The sequence below is a fragment of the Streptomyces sp. NPDC041814 genome (assembly GCF_055590565.1).
Genome location: NZ_JBVJAM010000009.1, coordinates 216307 through 231475, shown reverse-complemented (window position 1 = coordinate 231475; position 15169 = coordinate 216307). Strand labels below are relative to the sequence as shown.

Genomic DNA, 15169 nt, shown 5'->3' with positions numbered 1-15169 from the left:
CGGCCTGCCCGACACTCCACGGCGGGGACGGACGGCGAGCACACAGGAGGGGCGCATCCGGTGGCCGGATGCGCCCCTCCTCCGTACAGCGGGGTGGTCCTACGCTCCGCGCAGCACCGCGCCCGTACGCTCGGCGGCCAGGGCCACCGCCGCGTCGCGCGCGGCGCTCGCCTCGTCGACCGTCAGGGTGCGGTCGGCGGCGCGGAAGCGCAGCGCGTACGCCAGGGACTTGCTTCCCTCGCCGATCTGCTCGCCCGTGAACACGTCGAACAGGCGCAGCGACTCCAGGAGTTCGCCCGCGCCCTCGCGGAGCGCGCGCTCCACGTCGGCGGCGGGCACGTCCTGGCCGACGACCAGCGCGACGTCCTGGGTCGCCACCGGGAAGGTGGAGATCCGCGGGGCCCGCAGGACGCCGTCGACGGCCTGCTCCAGGATGTCGAGGTCGACCTCCATGGCGCAGGTGCGCTCGGGCAGGTGGAGCTCCTTGATGACGCGCGGGTGCAGCTCGCCCGCGTGCCCGAACAGGGTCTCCTCGCCGGCCACGGTCACGTACAGCGCGGCGCAGCGGCCCGGGTGCCAGGGGGCGTGCCGGTCGGCGCGGACGGTGACCTCGACCCCCGCCTCGCGGGCGAGGGTACGCGCGGCCTCGACGGAGTCCGCCCAGTCGGCCGGGCGGCCCGCGCCCCACCAGCCGGCCTGCTCGCGGGCGCCCGCGAGGACGACGGCGGCGCGGCGCGGCTGGTGCGGCAGCGCGGCGTTGAGCGACGCGATGTCCTGCTCCGACGGGCGCCGGTCGACGGGCAGCCGGACGGGCTTGGTCTCGTCGCCGGTCGGCCTGAAGACGAGGCCGGTCTCGAAGAGCGCGAGGTCGTGGCTGCCGCGTCCGTCGTTGCGCCGCAGTGCGCCGAGGAGGCCCGGCAGCAGCGTGGTGCGCAGCGAGGGCTCCTCGTCGGAGAGCGGGTTGACGAGCTTGACGGTGCGGCGGCGGGCGTCGTCCGCCTCCAGACCGAGCTGGTCGAGGACCGCCTCGCCGATGAACGGGTAGTTGAGCGCCTCGACGTAGCCCGCGCCCGCGAGGGCCCGGCCGACGCGGCGGTGCAGCCGCTGGCGCTCGGTGAGGCCGCGGCCGGAGGGCGGCGTCGGGAGGGTGGAGGGCAGGTTCTCGTAGCCCTCCAGCCGGATGACCTCTTCGGCCAGGTCGTTCGGCTCGGTGAGGTCGGGGCGCCAGGACGGCGTGGTGACCAGCAGCTCGTCCTGCCCGTAGACGTCGCAGCCGACTTCCTGGAGGCGGCGGACGACGGTCTCGCGGCCGTAGGCGACACCGGCGACCTTGTCGGGATGGTCGGCCGGCATGGTGATGGTGCGGGGCGCGGACGGGGCGGTGACCTCGGTGACGCCCGCCTCGGCGGTGCCGCCGGCGAGGAGGACCAGCAGGTCGACGGTGCGCTGCGCGGCAGCGGCGGCGGCCTGCGGGTCGACGCCGCGCTCGAAGCGCTTGGACGCCTCGGACGGCAGCTTGTGGCGGCGCGCGGTGCGGGCGATCGAGATCGCGTCGAAGTGCGCGGCCTCGATGACGACCTCGGCGGTGTGCGCGCCCTCGGCGGCGTCGGCGATCTCCGTGTCGGCGCCGCCCATGACGCCCGCGAGGCCGATGGGGCCGCGGTTGTCGGTGATGACGAGGTCGCCGGAGTCCAGCACGCGGACCGCACCGTCGAGCGTGGTGAGCTTCTCGCCCTGCTCGGCGCGGCGGACGCCGATCGGTCCGTCGATGCGGGTCCGGTCGTAGGCGTGCAGCGGCTGGCCGAGTTCGAGCATCACGTAGTTGGTGATGTCGACGGCGAGCGAGATCGGCCGCATGCCCGCCTTCTGCAGCCGGCGCTGCATCCAGATCGGGGTGCGGGCCTCCGGCTGGAGTCCGGTGACGGTGCGCGCGGTGAAGCGGGAGCAGCCGACCGGGTCGGAGACCTTGACCGGGTAGCCGTACGCGTTGGGCGCGGGCACGTCCAGGAGCGCCGGGTCGCGCAGCGGCAGGCCGTAGGCGATGGCGGCCTCGCGGGCGACGCCGCGCATGGACAGGCAGTAGCCGCGGTCGGGCGTGACGGCGATGTCCAGGACCTCGTCGCGGAGCTCCAGGAGCTCGATCGCGTCGGTGCCCACCTCGTACTCGGGCGGGAGCACGATGATGCCGTGGGTGCCGTCGTCGCCCATGCCGAGCTCGTCGGCGGAGCAGATCATGCCGTGCGACGTCTTGCCGTACGTCTTGCGGGCGGCGATCGCGAAGTCGCCGGGGAGCACGGCGCCGGGCAGGACCACGACGACCTTGTCGCCGACGGCGAAGTTACGGGCACCGCAGACGATCTCCTGCGGCTCACCGGTGCCGTTGGCGGTGCCGACGTCGACCGTGCAGAAGCGGATCGGCTTCTTGAAGCCCTCCAGCTCCTCGATGGTCAGCACCTGTCCGACCACCAGCGGGCCGGTGAGGCCGGCGCCGGTCTGCTCGACCGTCTCGACCTCCAGGCCGACGGCGACCAGCTTGGCCTGCACGTCACGGCCGGTCTCGGTGGCCGGCAGGTCGACGTATTCCCGCAGCCAGGAAAGCGGGACGCGCATCAGATCTCCATCCCGAAGGGCCGGGTGAACCGGACGTCACCTTCGACCATGTCTCGCATGTCTTCGACGTTGTGGCGGAACATCAGCATCCGTTCGATGCCGAACCCGAAGGCGAATCCGCTGTACTTCCGGGGGTCGACGCCGCAGGCCGTGAGCACCTTGGGGTTGACCATGCCGCAGCCGCCGAGCTCGATCCAGCCCTCGCTGCCGCAGGTGCGGCAGGGGCGGTCCGGGTTGCCGACGGAGGCGCCGCGGCAGACGTAGCAGACCATGTCCATCTCGGCGGACGGCTCGGTGAACGGGAAGAAGTTCGGCCGCAGCCGGGTCTTCATGTCCGGGCCGAAGAGCGCCTGGACCATGTGGTCGAGGGTGCCCTTCAGGTCGGCCATGGTCAGGCCCTCGTCCACGGCGAGCAGCTCGATCTGGTGGAAGACCGGGGTGTGCGTGGCGTCGAGCTCGTCGGTGCGGTAGACGCGGCCGGGGCAGACGACGTAGACGGGGGGCTCGCGGTCGAGCAGGGTGCGGGCCTGGACCGGGGAGGTGTGCGTACGCAGCACAACGCCGGACTCGTCGTTCTTCGCGCCGTCGGGGCCCTGGACGAAGAAGGTGTCCTGCATCTGCCGGGCCGGGTGGTCGGGCACGAAGTTGAGGGCGTCGAAGTTGAACCACTCGGCCTCGGCCTCGGGACCCTCGGCGATCTCGTAGCCCATGGCCACGAAGACGTCGGCGACGCGCTCCATGAAGGTCGTCAGCGGGTGGCGGGCGCCGGCCGGGGTGCGGTCGTAGGGCAGGGTGACGTCCACCGCCTCCTCGACCAGGACGCGGGCGTCACGCTCGGCCTCCAGCTCCGCCTGGCGGGCCGCGAGGGCGCGGCCCACGGCGGCACGGGCCTGGCCGACGCGCTTGCCGGCCTCGGCCTTGGCCTGCGGGGGCAGTGCGCCGATCTCGCGGTTGGCGAGCGACAGGGGCGAGGTGCCACCGGTGTGCGCCGTCTTCGCCTGGGCGAGCGCTTCGAGGTCACCCGCGGCGGCGAAGGCGGCGAGCGCCTCGTCCCGGATGCGCTCGATCTCTTCCGGTTTCAGTGCCTCGACCTCGACTGGGTCGTACGACTTGTTCGGTGCCGACATCTCTTCCCGTACTTCCGATTGGCTGAGTGCTGCGCTTACCGGGGGATACTCCCGGACCCCCGTGACCTCGCTCGAAGACCGGAGGACGCAAAGGTGCCAAGGGTCGAGTCTAAGGGTCGCGGGGCGGGTGGGGCGCCCGTGGGCCGCTCGGGGCCTTAACTGAGATAGGCCGGCGTGCTCACGGGCAGCATAAATCGGAACTCCGCGCCGCCTCCGGGGCCGCGGCCGACCGTGATGGTGCCGCCGTGGGCCTCGACGATGCCCTTGACGATGTAGAGGCCCAGGCCCGTGCCCCCGCGCTTGCTGCCCCGCCAGAAGCGGGTGAAGACGCGGCTCATCGACTCCTCGGGGATGCCGGGACCTTCGTCGCTCACGGTGACGGCCGCTCCCCTCTCGTCGCTCTTCGCCGGTGCGGGTGCCACATCGATGGTGACAGTTCCCTCGCCGTGGCGCACCGCGTTTTCCAGCAGGTTGCCGAGCACCTGGTCGACCTTGTCCGGGTCGGCCCACACCGCGGGCAGCGGCTGCAGGGTGCGGACGAGGAAGCGGCCGGGGTCCTGGCCCGCCGCGGTGTGGGCCTGGACGTGGCGCTCGACGGCGGCGGACAGGTCGACGGGCTGGCGGCGCAGCTCCAGGCGGCCGGAGTCGATCCGGGAGATGTCCAAGAGCTCGGTGATGAGGCGGGTGACCCGGTTGGCGTCCGCGTACACCGTCTCCAGCATCAGGCGCTTCTGGTCGTCGGTGAACCGCTCCCACTTGGCCAGGAGCGTCGCCGTGAAGCCCTTGACCGAGGTCAGCGGCGAGCGCAGTTCGTGGGCGACGGTCGCGATGAGTTCGGCGTTGCTGCGCTCGGTGCGGCGGCGGGCCTCCGTGCCGCGCAGGCTGACGACCAGGCGGCGGACGGGTCCGGTGGGGGTCTCGCGCACATAGCGGGCGGAGACCAGGACCTCGCGCCCGCCGGGCAGCAGCAGGTTGCGCTCGGGCTGGCCGGTCCGGGTGGCGAGGCCGCCGTAGGGGTCGGTCAGCTCCCACCAGCGGCGGCCCTTGAGGTCCTCCAGCGGCAGCACCTGCTCCACCGGGCGGCCGAGGGCGGCGGACTCCGGCACGTCGGTAATGCGGACGGCGGCGGCGTTGAAGCAGACGATCCGGCCCGACCCGTCCGCGACGACGAGCCCGTCGGGCAGGTCGTCGGGGTCCAGCCCGAGGCCGCCCGCCGCGGCGTCCGCGACGGCGGGGCCGTCCGGTCCACCGGCGGCGCGCACGACGGCCGCGTGTGCCGCGCGCGGTCCGCTCATGCCGACAGCCATTGCCGTACCCCACCTCTCGAACCGGTGCAGTGGGTCCCCGAGTCCGTCACCCTACTAGTCGTCGGTGACGGAGCGACACCCTGTGGCGGCTCTCCGTCGAAGCGGGGGCGCCCGGCGGGGTCAGCCGGTGGCGCGGCGGGGGCGCTGGGCGCGCGCGGAGGCGTACAGGCAGACGGCTGCGGCGGTCGCGAGGTTGAGGCTCTCCGCCTTGCCGTGGATCGGCACCCGCACCACGGCGTCGGCCAGGGCGCGGGTCTCCTCCGGCAGGCCCCATGCCTCGTTGCCGAAGACCCAGGCGGTGGGTCCGCCCATGGTGCCGGCGTCCAGCTCGTCGTCCAGGTCGTCCGCGCCCGCGCCGTCGGCGGCCAGGATCCGGACGCCCGCCTCGCGCAGTCCGCGTACGGCCTGTTCGACGGGGACGCCCACGGCGACGGGCAGGTGGAAGAGCGAACCGACCGAGGCGCGCACCGACTTGGGGTTGTACAGGTCGACGGAGGCGTCGGTCAGGACGACCGCGTCGGCACCCGCCGCGTCGGCGCAGCGCAGCACCGTGCCGGCGTTGCCGGGGTCGCGGACGTGGGCCAGGACGGCGACCAGCCTGGGCCGGGCCGCGAGGATCGCGTCGAAGGGCGAGTCGAGGAAGCGGCAGACCCCGATGAGGCCCTGCGGCGTCACGGTCTGGGAAACGTCGGCCAGCACGTCGGCGCCGGCGAGGTGGACGCGGGCGCCGGCCGCGTGGGCGGCGTCGATGATGGCGGCGTAGCGGTCGGCGGCCTCGACGGTGGCGAAGAGCTCGACCAGGGTGGGTTCGCCGTCGTCGCCCCGGTGCTCGGCGGCCTCGCGCACGGCCTGCGGCCCCTCGGCGATGAACCTGCGCTCCTTGCCGCGGAAGTTGCGCCTGGCCAGCCGCCGGGCGGCGGCGACCCGCGGCGAACGCGGGGAGATCAGTTCGGGGATGCCCATGATCGGCGGCGAGCCTCTCTGCGTACGAAGGTGCGGGTCGTGACAGGTGGAGACGGGGGTGCAACGCACCGGACCCGCAGACGGCGAGCGCCTGCGGGTCCGGCTCAAACCAGGAAGTGCGGCCTGGGTCAGGCGGCCTTCGGGGCGTTGACGTCGCTCGGGAGGGCCTTCTGCGCGGCCTCGACGAGGGCGGCGAACGCGTTGGCGTCGTTGACCGCGAGCTCGGCCAGGATCTTGCGGTCCACCTCGATGTTGGCGGCCTTCAGACCCTGGATGAGGCGGTTGTACGTCATGCCGTTCTGGCGGGCAGCCGCGTTGATGCGCTGGATCCAGAGCTGACGGAAGTCGCCCTTGCGCTTCTTGCGGTCGTTGTAGTTGTAGACCAGGGAGTGGGTGACCTGCTCCTTGGCCTTGCGGTACAGGCGCGAACGCTGACCGCGGTAACCGCTGGCCTGCTCGAGGATCGCCCGGCGCTTCTTGTGGGCGTTTACTGCCCGCTTGACGCGTGCCACTTGTTAACTCCTTGTAGCGGGGCCGTGGTCGTACTCACACGGCCCGGAAACGAATTGGTCCCGGTCGGATCGAGGGCGCGTCCCCGGGCTCACCGGGGACTACGGCCTCACTTGCCGAGAAGCTTCTTGATCTTCTTGGCGTCGGCCGGAGCCACGACGACCGTGCCGGTCAGCGAGCGGGTCTTCTTGGACGACTTGTGCTCGAGCAGGTGGCGCTTGCCGGCCCTCTCGCGCAGCACCTTGCCGGAGCCGGTGATCTTGAAGCGCTTGCTGGCACCGCTGTGCGTCTTGTTCTTCGGCATCGCGCCGTTCTCTCCTCGTCAGTGGCGCCCCTCTCGGTGCGGGCACCGGACTGCAGGGGCGTCAGATCTTGATGGGGGTTCCGGGGGGACCCGGGGGTGCCTGGGTGGCACCCCCTGCGGTCACGCCTCGGAAGGTGTCTCTGCCTCGGCCTCGGGCGCCGCCTCGGCCGGAGCCTCGGGGGCCTTCTCCGCGGACTCGGCGCCGGAGTTGTTCCCCTGACGCTCCGCCTTGCGGGCGGCCTGGGCCTCGCGGGCCTCGGCCATGGCTTCGGTCTTCTTCTTGTGCGGGCCCAGAACCATGATCATGTTCCGGCCGTCCTGCTTCGGGTTGGACTCGATGAAGCCGAGTTCCTCCACGTCCGAAGCGAGCCGCTGGAGCAGTCGGAAGCCCAGCTCGGGGCGGGACTGCTCACGACCGCGGAACATGATCGTGATCTTGACCTTGTCGCCCTGCTTGAGGAACCGGACGACGTGACCCTTCTTGGTGTCATAGTCGTGCGGGTCGATCTTCGGCCGGAGCTTCATCTCCTTGATGACCGTGTGCGCCTGGTTCTTGCGCGCCTCACGGGCCTTCATGGCCGACTCGTACTTGAACTTCCCGTAGTCCATGAGCTTGCACACGGGCGGACGGGCGGTTGCCGCCACCTCGACCAGGTCGAGGTCGTACTCCTGTGCGAGTTCCAGGGCCTTGGCAAGCGGCACAATTCCGACCTGCTCGCCGCTGGGACCGACAAGTCGCACCTCGGGCACGCGAATCCGGTCGTTGATGCGGGGCTCGGCGCTGATGGATCCTCCTCGGTAGCACCACGCGACCGCCTGGCGGACAGCCGCGTAACGTCTGTTTCAGACAGACCAACCGCATCGGAGCAACAAAAATGCCCCGGACGGGACACAGGCGGGGCTCCTGGAAAACCGGAACACCGCCACGGTGAACCGCGGGGCGCATCGGGCGGTTCCATCGTCCGTACGGAACGATGGGGACCGCCTGACCGGTGACCCGCCACCCTGAGGGTGGCCAGGTGGGAGAACGGAGCCTCCACTTGTGGGCCGGGCACATAGCTGTCCGACCGGTCGTTACACAAGGTTAGCATCTCGCCGAGTGGTGCGCTAACCACGTGTCTCATCGGCTCCCGCAGAACGGGGGCCGATGCCGTGGGCCTATCGTAAGGCGCATGAGTGACGCGACCCCCAGCAGTGATTCCCCCGGCTTCGACGAGATGGCCCGCGACATCGCGGAGGTACCCGCCGTCGAGGTGATCGTGACGGTCGCCGTCAACCTGATGAGCGCCGCCGCCGTGAAGCTCGGCCTGACCGAGGACGGCGACGCGCACAAGGACCTGGACGAGGCCCGCAAGCTGGTCCACGCACTGGCCGGCCTGCTGGACGCGAGCACCACCGAGATCAGCTCCTTCCACGCCGCCCCGCTGCGCGACGGCCTGAAGTCCCTCCAGCTGGCCTTCCGCGAGGCATCCGTCGTCCCGGACGAGCCGGGCCACGGCCCGGGCGAGAAGTACACCGGCCCGGTCTTCGGCTGAGCCGCCGCCCCGTTCCCGTACGTGCACGAGCCCCCGCCGGTCCTCCCGGCGGGGGCTCTTCGCTGCGCGGGCGCGGATCAGACCTCCGCGGCCGTCTCCCCGCCGCGCATGGAGGGGTGGGTCAGCCGGTGGGCGAGCGCCGCGAGGATGCCGCCGGCCAGGGGGGCCACGATAAAGAGCCACAGCTGGGAGAGGGCCGCACCGCCCGCGAACAGGGCCGGGCCGAGGCTCCGCGCCGGGTTGACCGAGGTGCCGGTGAGCGGGATGCCGACCAGGTGGATCACCGCGAGGGAGATGCCGATGGGCAGCCCGTCGAAGCCGACGACCGCGACCTTGTGGGTCACCGCGAGGACCACGAAGACCAGCAGGAAGGTGAGCACCACCTCGGCGAGGAAGGCGCCGCCGATGTTGATGTGCACGTCGGAGCGGTCGCCGTAGCCGTTGCTGCCGAAGTGCCCGCTCGTCTTCACTCCAGGCACCTGCTTGGCCAGCAGGAACAGCAGCGCCGCACCCGCGATGCCGCCGACGAACTGGGCGATCCAGTACGTCACGGCCGTGCGCACGTCGATCCGCCGGGCGGTCAGCATGCCCAGCGTGACCGCCGGGTTGATGTGACAGCCGGAGACCGGGCCGAGGGCGTAGGCGAGTGCGAGCAGCACGAAGCCGAAGGACAGGGCGATGCCCACGATCCCGATGAACTCGGTGCACAGCACCGCCGAGCCGACGCCGAAGAAGACCAGCAGCAGGGTGCCGAGGAACTCCGACACGGCTGTCCGCGTCTGCATACAACCACCTCGCGAAGATCGTCCCGTTTCTTCGCAATTCTCCGACGAGGTGCGGCTCCGCGCGCGGTGAGCCGTACGGGCGCTCAGCGCGTGAACAGCGGCTCACCCGGCGTATGCGCCCCGGCCGGGAGCAGTGCGAGGTCCAGGCCCCGGACCAGCCGCGCGCGCAGGACCTCGTCGGCCGCGAGCGCACGGGCCACCCGGCCCGCCGCCTCGGCCGGGTCGGCCTCAGGGGCGAGGACCAGGGCGAGGGTGCCGTCGGCGCTGCCGGGGCCGAGGTGGGCGCGGAGCACGGCGGGCTCGGCGGCGACCGCGGCGCGGACGGCGGCGGTGACCGCGGGGTCGTCCAGCGGATCCGCGCTGGTACGGCCCTCGGCGAGGGCGCGCAGAGCGGCCCCGGTCAGCTCGAAGGCCACCGGCCCCGCGAGGTCGAGCACCACCGTGTCCGCCTTCTCGTGCGCGGCGGCCTGCAGCGCCTGGTGCAGGGGGACGGCGACGGGGCGGGCCTGCGGATCCCAGCGGGCCAGTGACGCGGTGGAGGTGAAGGCGGGCAGGGCGCGGCGGTCACCGGCCTGCAGGGTGGGCACCGCCATGTCGCTCGTCTTCTCGCGCCGGAGCCCCCGCTCGTCCTCCTCCACCTCGCCGAGCACGGCCACGACGGGGACCAGGAGCCGGGCGCCCTTCAGCGCTTCGAGGACCGGCGCGACCGCGGTCCGGTCCGCGGCCCAGGCGGCGAGCGCCGAGGCCAGGGCGGGGTCGGCGGTGCCGTCGTCGTCGGAGAAACCGGGGTCCGGGATGTTCTTCTGCGCCACAGGGCGAGCGTAGTGCCTGGCCGGTGGCGCCCGGTCAGCGGTTCCGGGTGAACGGGGACCGGCCGCGCCACAGCAGCACGCCCGCCGCCAGCAGGAGCACGCCGAGGCCCCCGGCCGCCGGGGCGAGCCATCCGGCAGGTCCGTCTTCCTCGGGCTCGGGCGTGGGCCCGGCGCCGAAGTACCGCTTGCGGTAGCCCGCCGGGGCGGAGCCGCCGCGCGCGTCGGCGGAGCGCAGGCCGTCGCCCGCCTCGATGGCCGCCGCCGGGTCGACGATCCCGTGGCCGCGTGCGTCGTCGCGGCCGCCTGCGGGGGCGTCGCGCGCGGTGTCGGTGAGCAGCTTCCTGATCTGCGCGGGTGTGAGCCCGGGGTGCGCGGACTTCACGAGGGCCACCGCGCCGGAGACGAACGCGGCGGCGGCGGACGTGCCCCACTCCACGTAGTACTTGTGGTCGGGCGCCGGTACGACGATGTCGTCGCCGGGGGCGCTCACGGTGGCGTACCAGCGGCGGGTGGAGAACGAGGCGTGGGTGCCGTACCGGTCCACGGCCGCGACGGCGATCACCCCGGGGTAGGCGGCGGGGTACGAGATGTGGTCGCCCTTCTCGCCTCCGTTGCCGGCCGAGGCGACGACGACGGCGCCCTTCTTCAGCGCGTACTGGACGGCGGCGTCCTCGCCGGGCTCGGGGTGCGCGGACTCGCTGTCGTCGCCGAGGGAGAGGTTGATGACGTCGGCGCCGTGGTCGGCGGCCCAGCGGATGCCGTCGGCGAGGGCGGTGCCCCGGGTCCTGCGGGCCTCGGCGCGGTCCGGGTCGCTCGCTTCGAGGATGACGCGGACCGGGAGGATCCTGGCCTCGGGCGCGATGCCGAGGACGCCGTCGGCGCGTCCGCTGCCGTGGCCCCGGCCCGCGATGATCCCGGCCATGGCGGTGCCGTGCCTGGCCCATGCCTTGTCGCCGCGCCCGGCGCCGAAGCCGATGAGGTCCTTGCCGGGCAGGACCTGGCCAGTGAGGTCGGGCAGGCTGCCGTCGACGCCGGTGTCGACCACGGCGACGGTGACGCCCTTGCCGCGCGTGGTCTCCCAGGCCCGGTCGGTGTGCAGTGCGGCCAGGCCCCACTGCTGGGCCCGGATGGTGTCGGCCCCGGCGGGGGTCGCGGGGAGCAGGACGAGGGCGGTGGCCGCGCAGAGGGCGGCCAGGGGGTGTTTCATCGCGGCTGCTCCGTGAGGTCGGCCACGTGGGTGCGCAGCGCGCGCTCGACTCCGTCGGACAGGCCCTTGGCCTCGTGGCCGAGTCCGGCCTGCGCGGCGGGGGTCGTGGCGCCGTTGGCCATGGCCCGGTCGGCGGGCTGGGGCGGGGTGCTCACCCGTCCGTCGGCGAATCCGGTCACGGCGAAGGCGACGACCGGGATCTCGGTCAGTACGTGGACGGACCAGCTGGCGCGCTGCCGGGCGCCGAAGGAGGCGGCGGGGCTGTCCTTCACGGGGTAGGTGCGGGGCAGCAGGTCCGTGCGGCGGTCGAGGTGCTGGTCGGCGAACCGGGCTCCGAGGGCCCGCATCGCGTCGGTGTCGGCCTCGGTGAAGGCGAGCCCGACGGTGGTGACGCTGCTGGCGGTCGCGTCGGCGTAGGTGGCGCGCAGCACGTGGGCGCAGCCGACCGTGCGCAGCGTCTTGGCGAGCAGCGGGTCGAGGGTGTCGGCGCAGCCGCTGTCGGGGGCCACGGCGAGCCTGGTCCAGACCCGGTCGGCGCCGCCGGGCCCGGTGCCGTCGCCCTTAAGGGTGCGGGGGAAGAGGGTGTCCACGGGGATGCTGTGCCAGGCTTCCCGGCCCACGGTGTAGGCGCTGCGGGCGGCGGGGTCGTCGTCGGGCCCGTCGGCGAGCCGGCTGCCGGCGGCGGCCCCGATGATCAGTCCGAGCCCCAGGACTCCGCAGACTCCGGCGGCCACGGCGCGGCGGGGTCGGGCCGGTGGACCGGGGGGCGGCCGGTCGGCGGGGGGCGGTGCGGGTTCGTACGCCGGTGCGGCGGGGTGGGGCGGTGTCGTCGGGCGGGGCGGGACGGGGGCGCGCCGTGCTTCGGTGCTCATCCGCCCCCCTGGTCCGTTCCGTACCGCGCGTCCCTCCGCCCGCGTGGGCGGGACCCCGTTCGCCGCGTGGGCGTCACTCTACGGGCTGGGGTGACCCGGGCGGGAGCGGGCGGTCCGCGCACCGGCGGATCTGCACGGATCTTCCCCCTACCCAGCGGTAGAACCGTCTGGCAAGCTGCGGCCATGACTGCCCGAGCCACTGACCGGGCCCGTTACGACCGGGCCACCGCCCATCTCGACGCTCCGCTGGCCGTCGTGGATCTGGAAGCGTTCGACGCCAACGCGGACGATCTCGTCCGCCGGGCGGCGGGCAAGCCGGTCCGGGTGGCGAGCAAGTCGGTACGCTGCCGGGCCCTGCTGGAGCGGGTGCTGGCGCGGCCCGGGTTCGCCGGGATCATGTCGTTCACGCTCGCCGAGTCGCTGTGGCTGGCCCGCGCCGGGTTCGACGACGTGCTGCTGGCGTACCCCTCCGCCGACCGCCCGGCCTACGCGGAACTGGCCGCCGATCCGAAGCTGGCCGCCGCCGTCACGGTGATGGTGGACGACCACGCCCAGCTGGACCTGATCGACGCGGCGCGGGCGGGCGGCACCCAGGAGATCCGGGTCTGCCTGGAGCTGGACACCTCGCTGCGGATGCTCGGCGGCCGGGTCCGGATCGGGGCCCTGCGCTCGCCGCTGCGCTCCCCCGCCCAGCTGGCCGACCTGGCCAGGTCGGTGGTGCGGCGCCCCGGTTTCCGGCTGACCGGGCTGATGGCGTACGAGGGGCACATCGCGGGCGTCGGGGACTCGGTGGCGGGGCGTCCGCTGCGGTCCCGGGCGGTCCGGCTGATGCAGGCCACGGCCCGCAAGGAGCTGGCGGCCCGGCGGGCCGAGGTGGTGCGGGCGGTCCGGGCGGTGGCGCCGGACCTGGAGTTCGTGAACGGCGGCGGCACGGGCAGCGTGCAGCACACGGCGGCGGAGGCCGCGGTGACGGAGATCGCCGCCGGTTCGGGGCTGTACGTGCCGCGCCTGTTCGACAACTACACCTCGTTCACGGCCCGCCCGGCGGCCCTGTTCGCGCAGCCCGTGGTCCGGCGGCCGGGTGTCGGCGTGGTGACGGTGCTCGGCGGCGGCTATCCGGCGTCGGGCGCGGCCGGGGCGGACCGGCTGCCGGTCCCGTATCTCCCGGAGGGGCTGCGCTACGACCCGCAGGAGGGCCCCGGCGAGGTGCAGACCCCGCTGCTGGGCGCACCGGCCGATGACCTGCTGATCGGTGACAAGGTGTGGTTCCGGCACGCGAAGGCCGGTGAGCTGTGCGAGCGGTTCGACGCGCTGCACCTGATCGAGGGCGACCGGGTGACGGCGACGGTTCCGACGTACCGGGGTGAGGGCCGTACGTTCCTCTAGGGCGTGTGTTCGACGGAGCTGCCGACGCCGCCGTCCGTGGCCGTGCCTCCGATGGGGCGGATGCCCTTCGTGAGGGTGTCCATGAGGGCCAGGGGCGGCCCGTCGGGTCCCGCGTCGAAGGCGTACCGGACGATGACGGGTGACTCGCTGCCGACAGGTGACGGGAAGGCGAGCGACTGCACGTAGCCGCCGGGGCCCTCGGCGGTGGTGACCTTCCAGCGGATGTAGTAACCGGTGCGGCCGGCGACGGTGACCTCGCCCGCGGCGGTCTGCCGGTGCGCGGTGATGCCGCCGTGGGTGCGCCGTCCGACGAGGTCCTCCTCGTAGGCGCGGTCGGCGGCCTCGGCGATGTCCTCCTTGGCGAGGGCCTCGGGTGTGGTGGCGTCGGTGCCGCCAGGGGTCCGGGTGGTGACGGTGCCGGGGTAGCAGTACGAGGAGGACGCGCCGGGGCAGTCGTACGAGTCCTTGGTGCGCATCGTGAGGAGCTGGCCCGAGGTCCGCTCCGGCCGCTCCCAGCCGTCCGGGATGGGCAGCGTGATGCCGTTGAGCTGGTCGGTGAGCACGTTCGCGTCCTCGTGCGCGGGGGTGCCGTCCGGTGAGGGGTCGTCGGCGCCGGGTATGCCGTCGGTGCCGGTCCGGGCGGGCGACTGCGAGGCGTGGGCGGACGGGTCGTTCCGGGTGAGGACGACGGCCCCGGTCACGACGGCGCCGACGACGACCGCCCCGGCCGCCACGAGCGCGACGGCCCGGGCGCTGCCGCCGCCGCTCCGCGTAGCCGGGCCGGGGGCCTGGACCGGGACCGGAGCCCGGACCGGCATCGGCGCGGGGACGGGCGCGGCCGGCGCCCGGGTGTGCGCGGTCCACGCCGTCCCGTCCCACCAGCGCTCGGTGCCGGGCGCGGAGGTGTCCGGGTACCAGCCGGGCGGCGTCGGGTAGCTCATCGCTCCACTCTAGAGAGCGGTCTACAGCGGTGTGACATAGGCGCCGGAGATGCCGCCGTCCACCAGGAAGTCGGTGGCGTTGACGAACGAGGAGTCGTCGCTCGCCAGGAAGGCGACGGCGGCCGCGATCTCGGTGGCCTCGGCGAACCGGCCGAGCGGGATGTGCACCAGCCGCCGGGCCGCCCGCTCCGGGTCCTTGGCGAACAGCTCCCGGAGCAGCGGGGTGTTGACCGGTCCCGGGCAGAGCGCGTTGACGCGGATGCCCTCGCGGGCGAACTGGACGCCCAGTTCGCGGGTCATCGCCAGCACCCCGCCCTTGGACGCGGTGTACGAGATCTGCGACGTGGCCGCGCCCATCCGGGCCACGAAGGAGGCGGTGTTGATGATGGAGCCCCTGCCCTGGCGGCGCATATAGGGCAGGGCGGCCTTGCAGCAGAGGTAGACGGAGGTGAGGTTGACGTCCTGGACGCGTTTCCACGCCTCCAGCTCCGTCGTGAGGATGGAGTCGTCGTCGGGCGGTGAGATGCCCGCGTTGTTGAACGCGATGTCGACGGAGCCGTAGGTGTCGTCGGCCGTACGGAACAGTTCGGTGACCTGTCCGGGGTCGGTCACGTCGACGCGTACGAAGGTGCCGCCGACCGCTTCGGCCGCGGCCTCGCCGGCCTTCGCGTCGATGTCGCCGCAGACGACGTGCGCCCCTTCGGAGGCGAGCCGGTGGGCGGTGGCCAGGCCGATGCCGCTCCCGGCGCCGGTGATGACGGCGGTGCGGCCGACGAGGCGGCGGCAGATGATCTCGGAGTCCGTGGTCAT

Annotated in this window: 15 protein-coding genes; 2 read left to right on the top strand and 13 right to left on the bottom strand. The window is 73.3% G+C overall.

All coding sequences use genetic code 11. From position 1 onward, the window contains the following. Nucleotides 1–99 precede the first annotated feature (99 nt). The 7 genes from pheT to infC all read right to left on the bottom strand — a co-directional run bounded on the left by pheT (nt 100) and on the right by infC (nt 7607). Nucleotides 100–2610 (bottom strand): phenylalanine--tRNA ligase subunit beta, encoded by a 2511-nt coding sequence (gene pheT, locus ACZ6C6_RS23405; protein ID WP_469205208.1) that lies wholly within the window; start codon nt 2608–2610, stop codon nt 100–102. Continuing rightward, entirely contained in the window at nt 2610–3737 is a 1128-nt protein-coding gene (gene pheS, locus ACZ6C6_RS23400; protein ID WP_469205207.1) for a phenylalanine--tRNA ligase subunit alpha, read from the bottom strand. Before pheS ends, pheT begins: the two co-directional genes overlap by 1 nt. 155 nt (nt 3738–3892) lie before the next feature. Further along, nucleotides 3893–5044: a sensor histidine kinase gene (locus ACZ6C6_RS23395; RefSeq protein ID WP_469205206.1), complete on the bottom strand. Its 1152-nt coding sequence runs from the start codon at nt 5042–5044 to the stop codon at nt 3893–3895. 120 nt (nt 5045–5164) lie between these two features. Continuing rightward, complete coding sequence (locus tag ACZ6C6_RS23390; protein ID WP_469205205.1) at nt 5165–6007, bottom strand: TrmH family RNA methyltransferase; 843 nt, start codon at nt 6005–6007, stop codon at nt 5165–5167. A 128-nt stretch (nt 6008–6135) separates the two neighbouring features. After that, the gene (gene rplT, locus ACZ6C6_RS23385; RefSeq protein WP_111333655.1) at nt 6136–6519 is read right to left on the bottom strand and encodes a 50S ribosomal protein L20; all 384 of its coding nucleotides are present in this window, start codon (nt 6517–6519) and stop codon (nt 6136–6138) included. A 107-nt stretch (nt 6520–6626) separates the two neighbouring features. Beyond that, the gene (gene rpmI, locus ACZ6C6_RS23380; RefSeq protein ID WP_003970213.1) at nt 6627–6821 is read right to left on the bottom strand and encodes a 50S ribosomal protein L35; all 195 of its coding nucleotides are present in this window, start codon (nt 6819–6821) and stop codon (nt 6627–6629) included. A gap of 120 nt (nt 6822–6941) precedes the next feature. After that, entirely contained in the window at nt 6942–7607 is a 666-nt protein-coding gene (infC, locus tag ACZ6C6_RS23375) for a translation initiation factor IF-3 (protein ID WP_469205332.1), read from the bottom strand. A gap of 386 nt (nt 7608–7993) precedes the next feature. On the opposite strand from infC, the gene ACZ6C6_RS23370 reads away from it, so the two are divergent. Then, nucleotides 7994–8356 (top strand): DUF1844 domain-containing protein, encoded by a 363-nt coding sequence (locus ACZ6C6_RS23370; protein ID WP_469205204.1) that lies wholly within the window; start codon nt 7994–7996, stop codon nt 8354–8356. 77 nt (nt 8357–8433) lie between these two features. Here the strand turns inward: ACZ6C6_RS23370 and ACZ6C6_RS23365 are convergent, their stop codons facing one another. The 4 genes from ACZ6C6_RS23365 to ACZ6C6_RS23350 form a co-directional block, all read right to left on the bottom strand. Beyond that, on the bottom strand, nt 8434–9141 hold the full coding sequence (locus tag ACZ6C6_RS23365) for an MIP family channel protein (RefSeq protein ID WP_469205203.1): 708 nt from the start codon (nt 9139–9141) through the stop codon (nt 8434–8436). 83 nt (nt 9142–9224) lie between these two features. Next, nucleotides 9225–9953, bottom strand: coding sequence for an SseB family protein (locus ACZ6C6_RS23360; protein WP_469205202.1), 729 nt, complete (start codon nt 9951–9953; stop codon nt 9225–9227). A 34-nt stretch (nt 9954–9987) separates the two neighbouring features. Then, nucleotides 9988–11160 (bottom strand): type VII secretion-associated serine protease mycosin, encoded by a 1173-nt coding sequence (gene mycP / locus ACZ6C6_RS23355; protein ID WP_469205201.1) that lies wholly within the window; start codon nt 11158–11160, stop codon nt 9988–9990. Beyond that, on the bottom strand, nt 11157–11894 hold the full coding sequence (locus tag ACZ6C6_RS23350) for a hypothetical protein (RefSeq protein WP_469205331.1): 738 nt from the start codon (nt 11892–11894) through the stop codon (nt 11157–11159). The genes mycP and ACZ6C6_RS23350 overlap by 4 nt, the downstream gene beginning before the upstream one ends. A 321-nt stretch (nt 11895–12215) precedes the next feature. Here ACZ6C6_RS23350 and ACZ6C6_RS23345 point away from each other — a divergent pair, with 321 nt between their 5' ends. Continuing rightward, nucleotides 12216–13418 carry an amino acid deaminase/aldolase gene (locus ACZ6C6_RS23345; RefSeq protein WP_469205200.1) on the top strand — a complete coding sequence of 401 codons (1203 nt, stop codon included), beginning with the start codon at nt 12216–12218 and terminating at the stop codon, nt 13416–13418. Here ACZ6C6_RS23345 and ACZ6C6_RS23340 read toward each other — a convergent pair. Together ACZ6C6_RS23340 and ACZ6C6_RS23335 are read right to left on the bottom strand one after the other, a co-directional pair. Beyond that, a complete protein-coding gene (locus ACZ6C6_RS23340) occupies nt 13415–14359 on the bottom strand; it encodes a DUF2510 domain-containing protein (protein ID WP_469205199.1) in 945 nt (314 codons plus the stop codon). The genes ACZ6C6_RS23345 and ACZ6C6_RS23340 overlap by 4 nt on opposite strands. Before the next feature lie 21 nt (nt 14360–14380). Continuing rightward, the gene (locus ACZ6C6_RS23335) at nt 14381–15169 is read right to left on the bottom strand and encodes a 3-oxoacyl-ACP reductase (protein ID WP_469205198.1); all 789 of its coding nucleotides are present in this window, start codon (nt 15167–15169) and stop codon (nt 14381–14383) included.

Coding starts and splice junctions, on each gene's coding strand:
- pheS (WP_469205207.1), bottom strand. CDS start 3,737: ATGTCGGCACCGAACAAGTCGTACGACCCAGTCGAGGTCGAGGCACTG.
- mycP (WP_469205201.1), bottom strand. CDS start 11,160: ATGAAACACCCCCTGGCCGCCCTCTGCGCGGCCACCGCCCTCGTCCTG.
- ACZ6C6_RS23340 (WP_469205199.1), bottom strand. CDS start 14,359: ATGAGCTACCCGACGCCGCCCGGCTGGTACCCGGACACCTCCGCGCCC.
- ACZ6C6_RS23370 (WP_469205204.1), top strand. CDS start 7,994: ATGAGTGACGCGACCCCCAGCAGTGATTCCCCCGGCTTCGACGAGATG.
- ACZ6C6_RS23345 (WP_469205200.1), top strand. CDS start 12,216: ATGACTGCCCGAGCCACTGACCGGGCCCGTTACGACCGGGCCACCGCC.
- ACZ6C6_RS23395 (WP_469205206.1), bottom strand. CDS start 5,044: ATGGCTGTCGGCATGAGCGGACCGCGCGCGGCACACGCGGCCGTCGTG.
- ACZ6C6_RS23365 (WP_469205203.1), bottom strand. CDS start 9,141: ATGCAGACGCGGACAGCCGTGTCGGAGTTCCTCGGCACCCTGCTGCTG.
- pheT (WP_469205208.1), bottom strand. CDS start 2,610: ATGCGCGTCCCGCTTTCCTGGCTGCGGGAATACGTCGACCTGCCGGCC.
- ACZ6C6_RS23390 (WP_469205205.1), bottom strand. CDS start 6,007: ATGGGCATCCCCGAACTGATCTCCCCGCGTTCGCCGCGGGTCGCCGCC.
- ACZ6C6_RS23335 (WP_469205198.1), bottom strand. CDS start 15,169: ATGACCACGGACTCCGAGATCATCTGCCGCCGCCTCGTCGGCCGCACC.
- rpmI (WP_003970213.1), bottom strand. CDS start 6,821: ATGCCGAAGAACAAGACGCACAGCGGTGCCAGCAAGCGCTTCAAGATC.